Below are 14,760 nucleotides of genomic sequence, written 5' to 3'. Positions count from 1 at the left end.
GTTTTATGGAGCATTCTCTGCTCTTCTGATCTCGTCTCTGCTAATTCCCGGTTCACGGGGTATATTCGTACATATAATCCTGGTTAATGACCTGCTTCTCCTTCACCTCGGCGGGGAACATCGCTTCCGCCATACGGATTGCCTTCAGCATCCCCTTGGCCTTGTTCACCGTCTCCTCATATTCCTTCTCCGGCACAGAATCCCAGACGATTCCTGCCCCGGCCTGCACGTAAGCACGGCCCTTGCGGAAGATAATCGTGCGGATGGTGATGCAGGAATCCATGTTCCCGGAGAAGCCGAGATATCCGATCGCTCCGGCATAAGCGCCGCGGGCCTCCCGCTCCAGCTCGGCAATAATCTCCATCGCCCGCAGCTTCGGCGCTCCCGATACCGTACCTGCCGGAAGACAGGAGAGGAAGGCATCGAAGAAATCCTTATCCTCGGCCAGCGTTCCGGTCACATTCGAGACCAGATGCATGACATGCGAGTATTTCTCGATCTCCATGAATGTATTGCATTTCACGCTGCCGAATTTCGAGACCCGGCCCAGATCATTGCGGCCCAGGTCGACCAGCATCAGATGCTCCGCACGTTCCTTCTCGTCCTCAAGCAGCTCTGCGGCGAGCTGATGATCTTCTGCCGCGCTCGCTCCGCGCGGCCGGGTTCCGGCAATCGGCCGGGTCTCCACCCGTCCGCCGTCCACCTTGACCAGTGCTTCCGGCGAGGTGCCGACAATGATTTCCTCATCCATTTTCAGATAATACATGTAGGGGGAAGGATTCAGAATGCGGAGCATCCGGTACACATGCAGCGGAGAGACCTCGGTCTCAATATGCATCCGCTGTGACAGCACCACCTGGAAGATATCTCCGGCGCGAATGTATTCCTTGGCCTTCTCTACGTTGCTTATATACTGCTCCTTCGTGAGATTCGAGTGAATCTCTCCAAGCTCGATATCCTGCGGAATGCTGCGGCGGTTGACGTTCTCCTTCGGGCCTTCCTTTTGCAGCTCTTCTGCCAGATTCACTAAGCGATTGCTCAGTTCCTCGTAGCCCGCCCGGATATCCGAATCCGTATCGCCATCCTTAATATGAAGATTACCCACCAGCAGGATCTGCTGCTTCACATGATCGAAGACGATAATGCGGTCACAGAACATAAAGCGGATATCATCCATATTCAGGTCATCTACCGCATGTGCGGACAGCTTCTCATAATACTGCAGCAGATCATAACCGAAGAATCCGATGGCTCCGCCCGTGAACGGCGGCATGCCGTCCAGCTTGGGACTGCGATAGGAACGGAGCAGCGCTTTCAGCTCCTCGACAGGTTTGCCGGACAGCTGTTTTTTCTCGCCGCCGACCTCCACCTGAATCTGGCCCTTTTTGCCGGAGATCATCAGGAACGGATCACTGCCGATAAAAGAATAACGCGCCCACTGAATGCCGCCCTCTACACTCTCCAGCAAAAATGCGCGATCCTGCTCTGCAAACCGCTGGAACAGCCGGATCGGCGTTTCCATATCAGCCAGCAATCTTGTTACAACGGGGATCAGATTGTATTCGCGCGACAGCGACACCACTTCTTCAATGCTCGGATTCGTCACTTGGGTAACCTCCTAGGGGATAACGGATAAGGTCCGAAATACAGAAAAACCTCTACCGGAGTAGAGGTTTGTTGATAGTCAGTATGTGAATTAGCGCCTCGGACCGGCATGAACAAAGCCAAATGCAAGAGATTCCTCCATGGATACAGGGATAGCGCAGAAGCAACTCATCATAAGTTACGGCTATACAGGTATGCCAAAAAAGAACACTGACAATCAAGGGTCTGCTCTGCTATAGGTCCTACACTCAGCTCAACTATACTCTACTCAACTCATTCTAAACTCTGCTTTACTCGGCTAACTTCACTATACATGATGACGGTAGTCATTGACAACCCCGCGGGCTATAATTTATTACTTGCTCTGTGAGAGATCGGGGCGAAGCCGCTGGGCTTCATTCAGATACACATGCCGGATATCGCGCTGGGATTTGTCGGTGTTCACCTGTACCATCAGGCGGATGCAATTCGGCAGGCTGCCCTTCACAGGGATCTCCACGGAACACATCAGCGGAACCATCTCCCAGCCTTCAATCTCACGGATCGCCCGTGCCGGGAAGGTCGCATCCAGATCCGTAGTCATCGTAATCCACACACTGCAGATATCCTCTGCGATCACATCATTGCGCTCCACAATTTCCCTCAGCAGGATCACCGTTTCACGTAAAATTTCCGTCTCTTCATTCTGGGTTACGGTTGTTGCACCGCGTATGCCCCGGTTCACCATGGGCTTCCCTCCTTCTTAAGCTGGGCTATGACTTCTGAGACATCACTTGCCTGCACATCACTGATGATGCTAACTTCACCAATGGCCTCCGGCACGATAAAAGTCATTCGGCCTTCCTTGAATTTCTTGTCATGCATCATCGCTTCCATCAGCTCTTCCCCGCCATACTGCGAAGGAAGCCGGGTGGGCAGCGACAGGGCGGTTAGCATGGATACGGTATCCTCATAGATCTGTCTGTCCCGGCCCAGCTTCGCTGCGAGCAGAGCAGATCCGGCCATCCCGATGGCAATCGCCTCTCCATGCAGGAAGGTTCCATAGCCGCCGACAGCTTCGATGGCATGTCCGATGGTATGCCCCAGATTCAGAATTGCACGCTGTCCGTGCTCGCGTTCATCACCGCCGATTACATCCGCCTTGATGGCACAACCGCGTTCCAGCGCATATCCCAGCGCCTCGGGGTCCAGTGCCAGCAACTCCTCCGCATGCTCCCGGCACCAGTAAGCGAACTCACGGTCCAGAATCAGCCCGTGCTTGACCACCTCAGCCAGGCCTGAAGCGACCTGCCGGGATGGAAGCGTAGTTAAGGTGTCCAGATCATATACCACCATAGACGGCTGATAAAAGGCGCCCAGCATATTCTTGGCTAGCGGATGGTTAACGGCCACCTTGCCGCCTACGCTGCTGTCATGGGCGAGAATGGTCGTTGGAATCTGCATGAACCCGATTCCCCGCATATAAGATGCAGCAACGAAGCCGGCCAGATCGCCAACGACTCCCCCGCCAAGCGCCAGCACGGCTGAGCTGCGGTCCAGACCGCCTTGAATCGCTGTGGTAATGACTTCTTCATAGACGGCTAGTGACTTCGAAGCTTCACCCGCCTGAATGACATGGCTGACCACCGTATATCCGCTGCTGCGGAGGGAAGTCTCCACCTGCTCCAGATAACGCGGCGCTACTTCGGTATCACTGACCACCAGCAGCGGGCTGCGCTGCGCGAATCCGGCTTCGGTGCAGCGTTCGCCGATACTCTGCAGCAGACCGCTGCCGATATAAATCGGATAAGAACGTTCCCCTAAGTCAACAGTAATGCTGCGCATCTTAGTAGCTCTCCAGTTGAGCCAGGTAATTATTATAGTTCGCGCGGATCTCTTCGAGAGAGTCCCCGCCGAATTTATCGAGGAACGCCTTGGCAATCTCCCAGGCTACTACACTCTCCAGTACGACACAAGCTGCCGGAACGGCACAGGCGTCTGAGCGCTCCACCTGGGCTGTGAACGGCTCCTTCGTGTCAATATCCACACTCTGCAGCGGTTTGTACAGCGTCGGGATCGGCTTCATTACCCCTCTGACGACCACCGGCATTCCATTGGTCATTCCGCCTTCGAACCCGCCCAGCCGGTTGCTCGCCCGGTAGTACCCTTTCGAGGCTTCATACATAATCTCGTCATGGACCTGTGAGCCGCGCAGCTTTCCGGCTTCGAAGCCGATTCCGATCTCCACGCCCTTGAAGGCATTAATCGACATCACGGCTCCGGCAATGGCACCGTCCAGCTTGCGGTCGGACTGTACATAACTGCCAAGGCCAATAGGCAGACCTTCGACAATACATTCCACAATCCCACCGATGGAGTCGCCTTCTTCCTTGATCTTGTCTATGTAAGCCTCCATCTTCTGCTCTGTCTCCTTGTCCACTACCCGCACAGAGGATTCTTCCGTCCGGGCAATCAGCTCATCGATAGGCAGATCGTTAGCAGGTGCTTCAATCTCTCCGATCCGGATGACTTGTCCGGCAATCTTCACTCCGAAGGCTGCAAGCAGCTGACGGGCTACTCCGCCTACGGCTACTCTTGCGGCCGTCTCACGGGCGCTGGAGCGCTCCAGCACGTTCCGCAGATCGGTATGATTATACTTAAGTCCTCCGTTCAGGTCCGCATGACCGGGACGCGGACGGTTCACCCGGCGCTTCTCTTCGTCACTGCCCGGAATCGGCTCAATGTTCATAATGTTCTTCCAGTGTGTCCAGTCCTTGTTCTCCACAATGAGCGCTACAGGAGCTCCGGTAGTGTAGCCGTGGCGTACACCGCCGGCAATCTGGGCAGTATCCTTCTCAATCTGCATCCGGCGTCCGCGGCCGTAGCCCTTCTGTCTCCGGTGCAGCTGGAAATTAAGCTCTTCAAAGTCAAGTGTCAAATTACTGGGCAATCCCTCAATAATGGCTGTAAGCTGGGGGCCGTGCGTTTCCCCCGCTGTTAAATAGCGCAAACTCATGCTGCGTTCCCCCTTCACACTTTTGGACTGTAAACCGCTAAAATGTTAAATGTCTTTGCTTATTATAGTATAGGCTCTCCGCTTTGACAAGAAAGCAATCTCCCGGACCGGCGCTTCCCGCGGAACAAAACAAGCGCCGCTCCTGCTCTTTCGAGTAGAAGCGGCGCTGCTGTGCTCCCCGTTTAGGAGCCTGTCTCCAGACTGTCGCTGCCGGGTGCCGGAAGACGGCTGCCGGTTCTGCCCTCTTCCGCAGTAAGCAGGCTCTGAAGCTGCAGCTCCTCAATGCCGAGAATCTGCCCGCATTCGCGGACAGTGAGGAACCCCCGCCGGTACGCGGTGATGACCTTACTTTTGTCCATCTGGGTTAACGACCTTTCACTTGGCGTTAGGTTTCTTCCTACTTTCCAGTATCACTGAAAAGCACCTAAAGTATACCTTGCACCAAGCGAGACACCAGCAGAGTAATGCTATTTCTTGCGGTAAAAGAAGGTTTCGGTCGATTCAAAGCCATACTGCGCCGGTGTGAAGATCTGCTCCGTACTGCCCACGAACAGATAGCCTCCGGGCCGCAGACTGGCCGAGAATTTGTGATATAACTTATTCTTGGCTTCTTCAGTGAAGTAAATCATGACATTGCGGCAGATAATCAGATCGAAGCCTTCATCGAATTTATCCAGCAGCAGATTCTGCTTGCGGAAATCGATATTCTTCTTCAGTCCTTCACTGACCTTGAAGACTGGTCCTTCCGGTGTGAAATACCGGTCTGACACATCTTTGGGCACATCCTTCAGGGAGCGCTCCAGATAGATTCCCTGCTTGGCTTTGGCCAGCGCCCCGTCATCAATATCTGTAGCCAGAATTCCGGTCTGGGCCAGAATATTCTTGTCCGAGAGAATCATCGCCAGCGTATAAGGCTCTTCCCCCGTCGAACAGGCGGCACTCCATAGCTTCAGTCTGCGGCCCGAACGCTGAAGATCCGGCAGAATCACATCCCGCAGCACTTCCCAGCGGTTCGGATTCCGCCAGAATTCGGAGACATTGATCGTCATGCGGTCCAAAAACTCATAGAACAGAGCCTTGTCCTTCATCATTGCCGCATAGAATTCGTTAAAGGTATTGTAGCCGTTCTTCATACGGAGCGTCGTCAGCCGCCGCTTCATCTGTGCTTCCTTATACTGCGCAAGGTCAATGCCGGTGCTTTGTTTGATATTATGAATAAATCCGGTGTAATCAGGGTCCGGGGTTAATGAGGATTCTTCACGTTCAGCCATAATAATCTCCTGTCTCCTGCCCGGATCTTACATCCAGGCCGCGATGTCTTTATGATAATGTGCCAGCTCATCCGGAGCGAAGAAATTGGCGATCTCACGTGCTGCACTGTCCGGTGAATCCGATCCGTGGATCAGATTAAGCGGAGTATGGCTGGCATAATCCCCGCGGATCGTCCCCGGCAAGGCCTCACCGACTTTGGTTTTGCCGATCAGGAGACGCGATAATGCGATGACATCATCGCCTTCCCATACCATGGCGAACACAGGTCCGGAAGTAATGAAGCTTACCAGCTCCGGGAAAAAATCCTTGCCGTCATGCTCCGCATAATGCTTCTTGGCCTGCTCCTCAGTAACGGTAATCAGCTTGGCAGCGACCAGCTTGAATCCCTTGTCTTCCAGACGGGCGACGATGCGTCCGATTAGTCCGCGCTGTACACCATCCGGTTTGATCATCAGATACGTTTGTTCCATAGAGTCACTCTCCAATTTCCCTTATTCTAAATGAATGGGCTGTTTATGGTCTGATATTATCAGAAACCCTGGCATCTGTGAACGTAAATTTGCGGATGAGTTATACTTTCAATAAGCCCGGCCGGTCACGAAAAAGGCGATATCGCGCAAATTGCGCTTCGTCCGGTTGCTGGGCAGCTGCTCCAGCGCATCCAGCGCCTTGGCAATATAACGGGAAGCCAGTTCCTCCGCACGTGAAATCCCGTCGCCGGAGAGAATCAGATCGATCGCGCGGCCGACCCCGCTGTTCCCTTCACGAATCGCTTCAAGCTCTTCCAGCAGGCGGCTGCGGAGCCGCTCATCCTGCAGACTGTAGATGACAGGCAGCGTGATATTCCCCTGCCGCATATCGCTTCCGGGCGGCTTGCCAATTTGCTTCTCCGTTCCGGAGAGATCGAGCAGATCATCACGGATTTGAAACGCCATCCCAACGTTATATCCGTAATTATAGAGGAGCCTGGCAGTTCCCGGCTCCGCATCTGCAGCCAGAGCGCCAAGCTGACAGCTGACGGCAATCAGCAGCGCTGTCTTCCGGCGGATTCTCCGCAGGTAATGGCGCACGCTCTGTCCGCTGTTGAAGAAGTCGCGGATCTGCTCCATCTCTCCGATGGACATCTCTACCATGGCTTTGGAGAGAATCTGATGAATCAGGGGATTCTTTAGCCCTGAAGTCATCACCAGTGCCTTGGCATAAATATAATCACCAGTGTACATGGCGATCTTGTCGCCCCATTTCGCCTTGACGGTTGGCTCTCCCCGCCGGAGCTCCGCATCGTCAATGACATCATCGTGGACTAGCGAGGCGCTGTGAATCAGCTCCAAAGGAATCGCGACACGCTTCAGCTTATCGAGGTCATAGGTCCCGAATTTGCCCCCCATTAGAACGAACACGGGCCGGAGCCGCTTGCCCCCTGCTCTCAGCAGATGCAGCGAAGTCTCGCTCAGCAGGTCATCATCCCCCTGGACACTGCGGTACAGCTCTTTCTCAATCTGATCCATATCTTTGTTCAGCAAGCCGAATATTTGCAGTCGCTTCATTCTTTCACCCGTGTCAGCAGATTGTGGCTCCAAAGCTCCATCTTCACTTCCTGCGGCAGCAGGCCCATTTCATAGGCATAGCGGAAATAGAGGTTCAGACCTTCCTGCTGCCTTTCCCCAAAGTCATAACATAAATTACGGAAGTAATCTCTCCAATAGGAGGCCGTGCCCCCGATCGTGCAGCAGGCTTCGTGAATTACCGGACCCAGATCATTCAGGCCGCGTCTCTTGCTCCGCTCGAAGGCTTCGGCAATCTCGGCAATGGCCTTAGGATTCCGGGCTGCAGCCTTCCGGTTGACCGCCCATACAGCAAAGGTCATACTGTGACCGGTCCATTCCTTCCACAGCTCGCCCAGATCCGTCACTTCATAGCCTTGATCCTGCCAGGAGGCGCGGATAGCATGGTCACCAATCAAGAGCCCGGCATCCGCCTGCTGCATCATGGTGTTCAAATCGGGATCGCTACTAATGTACTCCGGGCTGGCCCCTAAGGCCTTGTGCATCAGGATCTTTAGCAGATTGACCGAGGTAGCCGAGGTGTTCGTCACAGCTATCGTTCCGCTGCCAATCTGCTGTAGCGGCTTTTTGGAGAAAAGAAATATCGACCGCACCGGACCGTCCGCGCTGACGGACAGGCCGGGCAGCAGCAGCAGCCGGTCGCTGGCCGCTGCGTAAGCAAAGGAGGATAAAGCCCCAACATGAATATCTCCTGCTGCCATGCCCCGGTTAAGCACAGCAGGCACCTCACTCACCATTTCTGCAGGAAAACTTAATGAAGAAGGATGGAAATGATGATAGACCGGCCATGAATTGGTATAGCTGATTTTGCCGATGACGGTATGTTCAAGGTCTGTCATCCTTCATTCCCCCCATCTGCGAAATAAAGTATGCTCCATCCCGAAGCTGTCGAGCACCTTGCCCACCATGAAATTGATCAGATCATCCATAGTTGCAGGACCATAATAGAACGCCGGCATTGCCGGAATCAGCTTAACGCCCATTCGTGACAGCTTCAGCATATTCTCCAGGTGAATCGCATGCAGCGGTGTCTCCCGGGGCACCAGAACGAGCGGACGCCCTTCCTTCAGCATGACATCCGCAGCCCGCGTCATCAGATTGTCCGAGCTGCCATGTGCTACAGCAGACAGTGTTCCCATCGAGCAGGGCATAATAATCATCCCCTCTGTCCGGAAGGAGCCGCTGGCAATCGAAGCACCGATATCCTGTACCGGGTGGTACACAAGAGAACCGGGATAACTGCCGAACTGCTGGTTAAGCAGTCCTTCCCTGTCAGTTATGGCATAACCCAGCTCCTCCTTGAAGACACGCCAGCCTGCATTACTGACAACCAGATGTACTGTATAACCGAGGGACAGCAGGGTCTCTGTCAGCCGGATGCCGTAGATCGCACCGCTCGCACCAGTAATGCCAACCACGAAGTTCTTTGGCTTAAGTTCGGTCATTTGTAGAACTGCACCACCAGGTCAATCAGAGTAAAGGAAAAGACCACAATGCTAAGTACACCATTCATGGTAAAGAAGGCGGTCTGCAGCTTGCTTAGATCACCCGGAGACACAATGTAGTGCTCATAGAACAGTATAATGTAAGCAATCACCATGCCGGCCACATACCACCAGCTCAGATCTGTGATGAACAACAGAGAGATGAAGCCCAGGGCAGTAAGCAGATGAAAGACCTTGGCAATCCCCAGCGCACGAGCCACCCCGAAGCGCACCGGAATCGAATACAACCCTTCCTTGCGGTCGAAGTCCACATCCTGGCAGGAGTAGATGATATCAAAGCCTGCTGTCCAGAATACGATCGTGAAATAGAAGATCATAGCAGTCGAGTCCACTGTTCCTGTAACCGCAACCCAGCCGCCGAGAGGTGCAAGGGCAATCGTAAGCCCGAGAATCAGGTGACAGGCCCAGGTGAAGCGTTTGGTGAAGGAATAGAGGACCAGCAGAAAAACAGCAATCGGCAGCAGCTTCGCTGACAGCGGATTAAGCTTGAAGGCTGCCCAGAACAGCAAAAAGAACGAGAACGCGATGAACAGCGTTACCTCTCCAACCTTCAGTAGTCCTGCCGGAATGGCTCTGCCCGCTGTCCGCGGATTCTTCGCATCACTGATCCGGTCGATCAGCCGGTTAAGCCCCATAGCCGCGCTGCGTGCGCCGAACATAGCAACAACCACCCATCCGATCTGGCTCCAGGAGGGCAGTTCCCCAAACATAACTACTGAACCCAGCAAGGCCCCCATAAAGGCAAAAGGTAAAGCAAAAACCGTGTGTTCGAATTTAATCATTTGTAGAAAAATACCGATTTTCTTAAACATTACAGTTCTCCTTGAGTCCAAGATGTAACGCCGCGATGCCACCGTTCAAGGGGAACGATTCCACTTTTGTAAGTCCGGTATCCCGGAAGATCTCCTCTAATTGCTTCCTGTCCGGGAAGAGTGCCAGTGATTCAGGAAGCCATTTATATTGCTCATACCGCTTGGCGAACAGCCTGCCAAGCAGCGGAAGCACACGCTGGAAATAAAAATAATAAATACCTTTGAACGGCTGCTTCATCGGCTTCGACAGCTCCAGGCAGACCACCATACCGCCGGGCTTCACCACGCGCTTCATCTCACTCAGCACCTGTACGGGATCAGGCACATTACGAAGTCCAAAGCCAATCGTGGCGTAATCGAAGGAATTATCACCGAACGGCAGCTCCATCGCATTCCCCTGAATCAGGGAGATGCGGTCCTGCAATCCGCGCGCTTCCACCTTACGCCGTCCCACCTCCAGCATGCCTGCGCTGAAGTCCAGTCCCATAACATTTCCGGTCTCGCTGGCATCAGCGAGGGCAATGCTCCAGTCGCAGGTACCGCAGCACAGGTCCACTGCCGAGTCCCCGCGTTTCATGCCCATCTTGCGCATGGTGAACTTCCGCCAGGCCTTATGGCGACGGAAGCTCAGAATATCATTCATCAAATCATACTTGCCGGCAATGCTCTCAAATACCGAATGGACAAATTGCTCTTTCGGCTTCTCGCCTTGCCCACCTGTTACGGTAGCTTTATCTACTGTCATTCTCTAACCCTCCACGGCAGCTTGTCCGGAAATTTTCATTTGCAGAAGCAGGCGGTCCAGTGCTGATCTAAGTTGACCCGCCAGTTCCTCGTCCCTGATGCTCTGCAATAACGACTGAATGGACGCAAGCGAACTATGCAGCTTGTCCGTCAGCAGTGTATCACATTTGCACCTCAGCTTCAGCTTCTGCCAGTCCTTGGGGTCCAGAGTCTGCCCCTTAAGCTGCTGACGCTCCTCTTCGGTCGCCGACTCCATCACCTTCCAGTAAGTATAACCCTCCAGCGCACTTGCCGGAGCTGCCCCCCGGCGCAATTCCTGGGCTGCAGTCTCACACTGGCTGAATTCGGCGAGCAGCTTCTGCCAGATGTCTCTAAGGGACTCTTCAATCATCGGTGTAAAAGAAAGAAACAGCCGCATATTGAGCTGTACCGTGTGCTTCAAGTATTGTTCGGCCGGGACAAGCGTTCCGCTCATCTTGCCGTAAAGATTGGCCTTCATCACATTGAAATCAGCGATAGCCGCGCTCAACAGGCCCACCATTTCAATCTGACCGTGCTTCGCGAGCAGATGGTAGAACCAGCTGCTGAAATAATCACCGGCCAGAACCTTCAGCTGACGGGTGCGCATAATATCACCGCCGGGCTCTTCATGATTCCGGTCAATGCTCTCATGGGTATCCAGTCCAAGCTGGACGAGTCCGGTCACCAGGGTGAACAGCTCTCCCTGCTGGAAGTCTGCCCCCCGGCCTCTGCCGAGAAAAATATATAACAAATGACCCCGCCCGTCTGAGAACGGCGGCAGTTCCGTATGCCGCTGAATCATATCGTAGTCGGTGTAAGGTTTAGCCAGTTGCGGTATGCGGTACGGTTTCATTTTAGCCTCCGAAGCCATTGACGTTTGTCAAACTCATTGTTCACAATCTTGTCTATTATATCACATGTTTTTTTGTCACGCACGGGTGAAGCCTTCTAGTTTCAATTACCCGGTTCAGGGATAAATGAACTGTTTTTTCCACAGCTCGCTTTCGCTGATGCGGAAGCCGTTCTTCAGCGAATCGGGAAGAGGTGAATTGCCTGCGTTCTCCAGCGCCTCCTGCAGCAGGGGGCTCCACTCGCTGCGGCGGATATCCCCGGCAAGGAGCAGGCGGCGGGTATCCAGCCACCTATCCTCTGCCACCACACGCAGCAGCAGTTGGTCTACGTTCGAGCTCTCCTGAATCGCGAACCCGATAGCCAGAGCCATGTTGCGGTACAGCTCCTGCGGTTCGTGGGCATCACCGTTCACCTTGAGATCCAGGGACAATACCCCGTTCTCCCAGCCTGCCTTGTCAATCATCAGACTGAAGGGAATCTCACTGAGCGCATCTACCAGATTGTCATTCTCCAGTACCAGGCCATCCGGGCCTATCGTCTGTACTGCGCTATACTTACTCTGGGCAGTTATAACGTTGCCGGCCAGTTGCGGCAGCAGCAGGGTAACAGCTGCGCTAAGCAGCAACGCCGTTCCGATCAGCCAGCTCCGTTTCATAACAAGCCTCCCTACTCATAGTTTCCGCTGCTATGCAGGATTATACGGCACCGCAGAGCGACCCATATCTAGTTATATTTTGAAAAAAAGCAGGCTATGCCTGCTTTTCAGCTTTCACTTTCTAATTGTCCGTGTTTGCTCCAGATTTCAGCCTTGCCGCGGATTTTCATTGCTGAGGTGTGATCGGTGAATTGGGCAATGAGCACCTCGCCTTTGTCCAGCTTCTCCGTATGGTGAAACCGTGTGTCCAGCCCTCTGGTCAGCCCGATGACCTGAACACCGTTCTCCTTGGCCTTGACTACGATATAGTCGCTGCCGGACGGTGCAGGATTCACTTCATTCTTCTTCTCAGTCATTGTAATCCTCCTCAAAGTTTATGAGCCTCTCTCAAAAACAAATGCCGCCCTGGAAGGCGGCATCGTTGGTATTCAAGGACTATGGGGCAGATATGTAGAAATCTTTATTTGATTCCGTCTTTCAGCGCTTTACCGGGTTTGAAAGCCGGTACTTTGCTTGAAGGAATTTCGATTTCTTCACCAGTCTGCGGGTTGCGGCCTTTACGTGCGGAACGTTCGCGCACTTCAAAGTTTCCGAAGCCAACCAGCTGAACCTTATCGCCGCTTTGCAGTGCACCTGTAATTGCTTCAAAAACGGCATCTACCGCTTTCGTAGCGTCTTTTTTGGGAAGTTCAGTTGCTTCTGTAACTACGTTGATCAAATCTGATTTATTCATGTCTTCTCACCTCCCTGGTTAAAAGTTCCGGTATCATACACTGTTTCCGTTTAAACGTAAAATATACGTGATAATCCCGTTTATTACTAGATACTGGCACCTCTCTTCTAGAAGCGCAACAAACTTATAGTAATACAGCCAAACCATAATATCAAGGCGTTCCTCAAAAAAGGAGCAGAAAGTAGCAGGTTTCCCTTCATTCCGCTGCAATTTCGCAGTCTATAACTACCAGTTATGCCGTAAAAACGGAAGCTTTCCAGGGAGAATTCCCCTTTTCCACTCTAGCAGCGAAAGCGCCTGGAAATAGCAAAAGAGCGGGAAATGCTCCCGCTCCAAAGGACAAGCTTATTTCATTTAAAGGATGATGGCAATCAGTCCGCCCGAGCCCTCGTTGATAATCCGGCCCAGCGTTTCCTGCAGCTTGTAGCGGGCATTGTCCGGCATCATCGCGATCTTGCCCTGGATGCCCTCGCGGACTATGGAATGCAGGGACCGGCCGAAGATATCGGATTCCCAGATTTTGATCGGGTCATTCTCAAAGTCCTGCATCAGATAACGCACCAGTTCTTCACTCTGCTTCTCCGTACCGATGATCGGCGAGAACTCCGACTCGACATCCACCCGGATCATGTGGATCGACGGTGCCGTAGCCTTCAGCCGGACTCCGAAGCGGGAGCCTTGACGGATCAGCTCAGGCTCATCCAGCGCCATCTCAGCCAGGGAAGGTGCGGCGATGCCATACCCCGTGGTCTTAACCATTTCCAGCGCTTCCGAGAAGCGGTCATATTCGCGCTTGGCGTGGGAGAAGTCCTGCATTAGCTGGAGCAGGTGATCCTTGCCGCGAATCTCGACCCCGACTACCTCCATCAGCACCTGATCATACAGCTCTTCGGGAGCATAAAGGTCGATCTCGGCTACCCCTTGGCCCATGTTCATACCGCTGAGGCCTGCCCGGTCGATGAAATCATATTCGGTAAACTGGGAGACCAGGCGGTCCACATCACGGAGACGGCGGATATCCTTCACGGTATCGCGGACAGAATTCTCATAGCTGCTGCGCAGCCAGTGATTCTCGCCCAGCACCATAACCCAGCTCGGCAGGTTAACATTGACTTCATGTACAGGGAATTCATACAGCACTTCGCGCAGCACGCCGGTTACATCGTCCTCGGTCATATTCGCAGCGCTGAGCGTCATCACCGGAATATCATATTTGAGGGCAAGCTCACTGCGGAGCTGCTGGACTTCCTCACTGCGCGGCCGGGTGGAGTTGATGACCAGCACGAACGGCTTGCCGACCTCCTTCAGCTCTGCGATCACGCGTTCTTCGGAATCGACATACGAGCTCCGCGGAATCTCGGCAATCGTACCATCCGTAGTGACTACCACACCCAAAGTCGAGTGCTCCTGAATGACCTTGCGTGTCCCGATTTCAGCCGCTTCCTGGAAAGGAATCGGTTCCTCGAACCAAGGAGTCGAGATCATGCGCGGACCATTCTCATCCTCATACCCTTTTGCGCCTTCCACTGCATAGCCTACACAATCGACCAGCCGGACGTTAACCTCCAGGCCTTCGGCCACCTTAATCTGCACCGCATTGTTGGGTACGAATTTAGGCTCGGTAGTCATAATAGTTTTGCCTGCCGCACTTTGCGGCAGCTCATCTACCGCTCTTACGCGGTCTGCTTCACTAGTGATGTTCGGCAGAACAATCGTTTCCATGAAGCGCTTGATGAATGTCGATTTCCCCGTGCGAACCGCGCCGACGACGCCAAGATAAATGTCTCCGCCGGTACGCTCGGCAATGTCCTTGAAAATATCCACTTTTTCCAAAAGAGATCCCCTCCTCATATTACTCCGAAGAAAAAATGCCTGAAGAGCATCGACTTCGCGTTCCGCCGGCAAACTGACCCTTGCAGGACAACCACCGGACTAAGCTTTGCCCGCCCGAAGCCTAGCTTACTTGCCTGAGGCGAAGCAAGGTTGCCCCGCGCTAAACTC

17 protein-coding genes are annotated in these 14,760 nt (G+C 53.5%); all 17 read right to left on the bottom strand.

Annotated features, from left to right (window positions below):
* Nucleotides 1-52: 52 nt before the first annotated feature.
* Nucleotides 53-1,606 carry an anthranilate synthase component I gene (trpE, locus tag MKX42_RS13185; protein WP_340752885.1) on the bottom strand — a complete coding sequence of 518 codons (1,554 nt, stop codon included), beginning with the start codon at nucleotides 1,604-1,606 and terminating at the stop codon, nucleotides 53-55.
* Between the two features lie 354 nt (nucleotides 1,607-1,960).
* Complete coding sequence (gene aroH / locus MKX42_RS13180; protein ID WP_036698124.1) at nucleotides 1,961-2,332, bottom strand: chorismate mutase; 372 nt, start codon at nucleotides 2,330-2,332, stop codon at nucleotides 1,961-1,963.
* Entirely contained in the window at nucleotides 2,326-3,429 is a 1,104-nt protein-coding gene (gene aroB, locus MKX42_RS13175; RefSeq protein ID WP_340752884.1) for a 3-dehydroquinate synthase, read from the bottom strand. The genes aroH and aroB overlap by 7 nt, the downstream gene beginning before the upstream one ends.
* Nucleotide 3,430: 1 nt before the next feature.
* Entirely contained in the window at nucleotides 3,431-4,600 is a 1,170-nt protein-coding gene (gene aroC, locus MKX42_RS13170; RefSeq protein ID WP_340752883.1) for a chorismate synthase, read from the bottom strand.
* A 182-nt stretch (nucleotides 4,601-4,782) separates the two neighbouring features.
* Entirely contained in the window at nucleotides 4,783-4,959 is a 177-nt protein-coding gene (locus tag MKX42_RS13165; protein ID WP_340752882.1) for a hypothetical protein, read from the bottom strand.
* Between the two features lie 108 nt (nucleotides 4,960-5,067).
* A complete protein-coding gene (locus MKX42_RS13160; protein WP_340752881.1) occupies nucleotides 5,068-5,871 on the bottom strand; it encodes a CheR family methyltransferase in 804 nt (267 codons plus the stop codon).
* A 27-nt stretch (nucleotides 5,872-5,898) separates the two neighbouring features.
* Nucleotides 5,899-6,342, bottom strand: coding sequence for a nucleoside-diphosphate kinase (gene ndk, locus MKX42_RS13155; RefSeq protein ID WP_340752880.1), 444 nt, complete (start codon nucleotides 6,340-6,342; stop codon nucleotides 5,899-5,901).
* 108 nt (nucleotides 6,343-6,450) lie between these two features.
* Nucleotides 6,451-7,419 (bottom strand): polyprenyl synthetase family protein, encoded by a 969-nt coding sequence (locus MKX42_RS13150; protein WP_340752879.1) that lies wholly within the window; start codon nucleotides 7,417-7,419, stop codon nucleotides 6,451-6,453.
* Nucleotides 7,416-8,276 (bottom strand): menaquinone biosynthetic enzyme MqnA/MqnD family protein, encoded by an 861-nt coding sequence (locus MKX42_RS13145; RefSeq protein WP_340752878.1) that lies wholly within the window; start codon nucleotides 8,274-8,276, stop codon nucleotides 7,416-7,418. Before MKX42_RS13145 ends, MKX42_RS13150 begins: the two co-directional genes overlap by 4 nt.
* Nucleotides 8,277-8,279: 3 nt before the next feature.
* Nucleotides 8,280-8,882, bottom strand: coding sequence for a UbiX family flavin prenyltransferase (locus MKX42_RS13140; protein WP_340752877.1), 603 nt, complete (start codon nucleotides 8,880-8,882; stop codon nucleotides 8,280-8,282).
* Nucleotides 8,879-9,754, bottom strand: coding sequence for a UbiA-like polyprenyltransferase (locus MKX42_RS13135; RefSeq protein ID WP_340752876.1), 876 nt, complete (start codon nucleotides 9,752-9,754; stop codon nucleotides 8,879-8,881). Before MKX42_RS13135 ends, MKX42_RS13140 begins: the two co-directional genes overlap by 4 nt.
* Nucleotides 9,747-10,499, bottom strand: a complete 753-nt coding sequence (locus tag MKX42_RS13130) for a demethylmenaquinone methyltransferase (protein ID WP_340752875.1) — start codon at nucleotides 10,497-10,499, stop codon at nucleotides 9,747-9,749. The genes MKX42_RS13135 and MKX42_RS13130 overlap by 8 nt, the downstream gene beginning before the upstream one ends.
* A gap of 3 nt (nucleotides 10,500-10,502) precedes the next feature.
* Nucleotides 10,503-11,372 carry a heptaprenyl diphosphate synthase component 1 gene (locus tag MKX42_RS13125; protein ID WP_340752874.1) on the bottom strand — a complete coding sequence of 290 codons (870 nt, stop codon included), beginning with the start codon at nucleotides 11,370-11,372 and terminating at the stop codon, nucleotides 10,503-10,505.
* Nucleotides 11,373-11,486: 114 nt separating this feature from the next.
* Nucleotides 11,487-12,026, bottom strand: coding sequence for a hypothetical protein (locus MKX42_RS13120; protein ID WP_340752873.1), 540 nt, complete (start codon nucleotides 12,024-12,026; stop codon nucleotides 11,487-11,489).
* Between the two features lie 107 nt (nucleotides 12,027-12,133).
* Nucleotides 12,134-12,382 (bottom strand): trp RNA-binding attenuation protein MtrB, encoded by a 249-nt coding sequence (mtrB, locus tag MKX42_RS13115; protein WP_051478165.1) that lies wholly within the window; start codon nucleotides 12,380-12,382, stop codon nucleotides 12,134-12,136.
* Between the two features lie 104 nt (nucleotides 12,383-12,486).
* Entirely contained in the window at nucleotides 12,487-12,759 is a 273-nt protein-coding gene (locus MKX42_RS13110) for an HU family DNA-binding protein (protein ID WP_019909963.1), read from the bottom strand.
* A gap of 354 nt (nucleotides 12,760-13,113) precedes the next feature.
* The gene (gene spoIVA, locus MKX42_RS13105) at nucleotides 13,114-14,592 is read right to left on the bottom strand and encodes a stage IV sporulation protein A (RefSeq protein ID WP_036727319.1); all 1,479 of its coding nucleotides are present in this window, start codon (nucleotides 14,590-14,592) and stop codon (nucleotides 13,114-13,116) included.
* Nucleotides 14,593-14,760 lie beyond the last annotated feature (168 nt).

This window comes from Paenibacillus sp. FSL R7-0204, from assembly GCF_038002225.1.
Taxonomy (GTDB): domain Bacteria; phylum Bacillota; class Bacilli; order Paenibacillales; family Paenibacillaceae; genus Paenibacillus_AQ.
This window is presented reverse-complemented; position numbering and strand designations above follow the sequence as displayed.

Coding starts and splice junctions, on each gene's coding strand:
- MKX42_RS13120 (WP_340752873.1), bottom strand. CDS start 12,026: ATGAAACGGAGCTGGCTGATCGGAACGGCGTTGCTGCTTAGCGCAGCT.
- MKX42_RS13110 (WP_019909963.1), bottom strand. CDS start 12,759: ATGAATAAATCAGATTTGATCAACGTAGTTACAGAAGCAACTGAACTT.
- MKX42_RS13145 (WP_340752878.1), bottom strand. CDS start 8,276: ATGACAGACCTTGAACATACCGTCATCGGCAAAATCAGCTATACCAAT.
- aroC (WP_340752883.1), bottom strand. CDS start 4,600: ATGAGTTTGCGCTATTTAACAGCGGGGGAAACGCACGGCCCCCAGCTT.
- aroB (WP_340752884.1), bottom strand. CDS start 3,429: ATGCGCAGCATTACTGTTGACTTAGGGGAACGTTCTTATCCGATTTAT.
- mtrB (WP_051478165.1), bottom strand. CDS start 12,382: ATGACTGAGAAGAAGAATGAAGTGAATCCTGCACCGTCCGGCAGCGAC.
- MKX42_RS13130 (WP_340752875.1), bottom strand. CDS start 10,499: ATGACAGTAGATAAAGCTACCGTAACAGGTGGGCAAGGCGAGAAGCCG.
- MKX42_RS13165 (WP_340752882.1), bottom strand. CDS start 4,959: ATGGACAAAAGTAAGGTCATCACCGCGTACCGGCGGGGGTTCCTCACT.
- MKX42_RS13160 (WP_340752881.1), bottom strand. CDS start 5,871: ATGGCTGAACGTGAAGAATCCTCATTAACCCCGGACCCTGATTACACC.
- MKX42_RS13140 (WP_340752877.1), bottom strand. CDS start 8,882: ATGACCGAACTTAAGCCAAAGAACTTCGTGGTTGGCATTACTGGTGCG.
- MKX42_RS13135 (WP_340752876.1), bottom strand. CDS start 9,754: ATGTTTAAGAAAATCGGTATTTTTCTACAAATGATTAAATTCGAACAC.
- aroH (WP_036698124.1), bottom strand. CDS start 2,332: ATGGTGAACCGGGGCATACGCGGTGCAACAACCGTAACCCAGAATGAA.
- MKX42_RS13125 (WP_340752874.1), bottom strand. CDS start 11,372: ATGAAACCGTACCGCATACCGCAACTGGCTAAACCTTACACCGACTAC.
- MKX42_RS13150 (WP_340752879.1), bottom strand. CDS start 7,419: ATGAAGCGACTGCAAATATTCGGCTTGCTGAACAAAGATATGGATCAG.
- ndk (WP_340752880.1), bottom strand. CDS start 6,342: ATGGAACAAACGTATCTGATGATCAAACCGGATGGTGTACAGCGCGGA.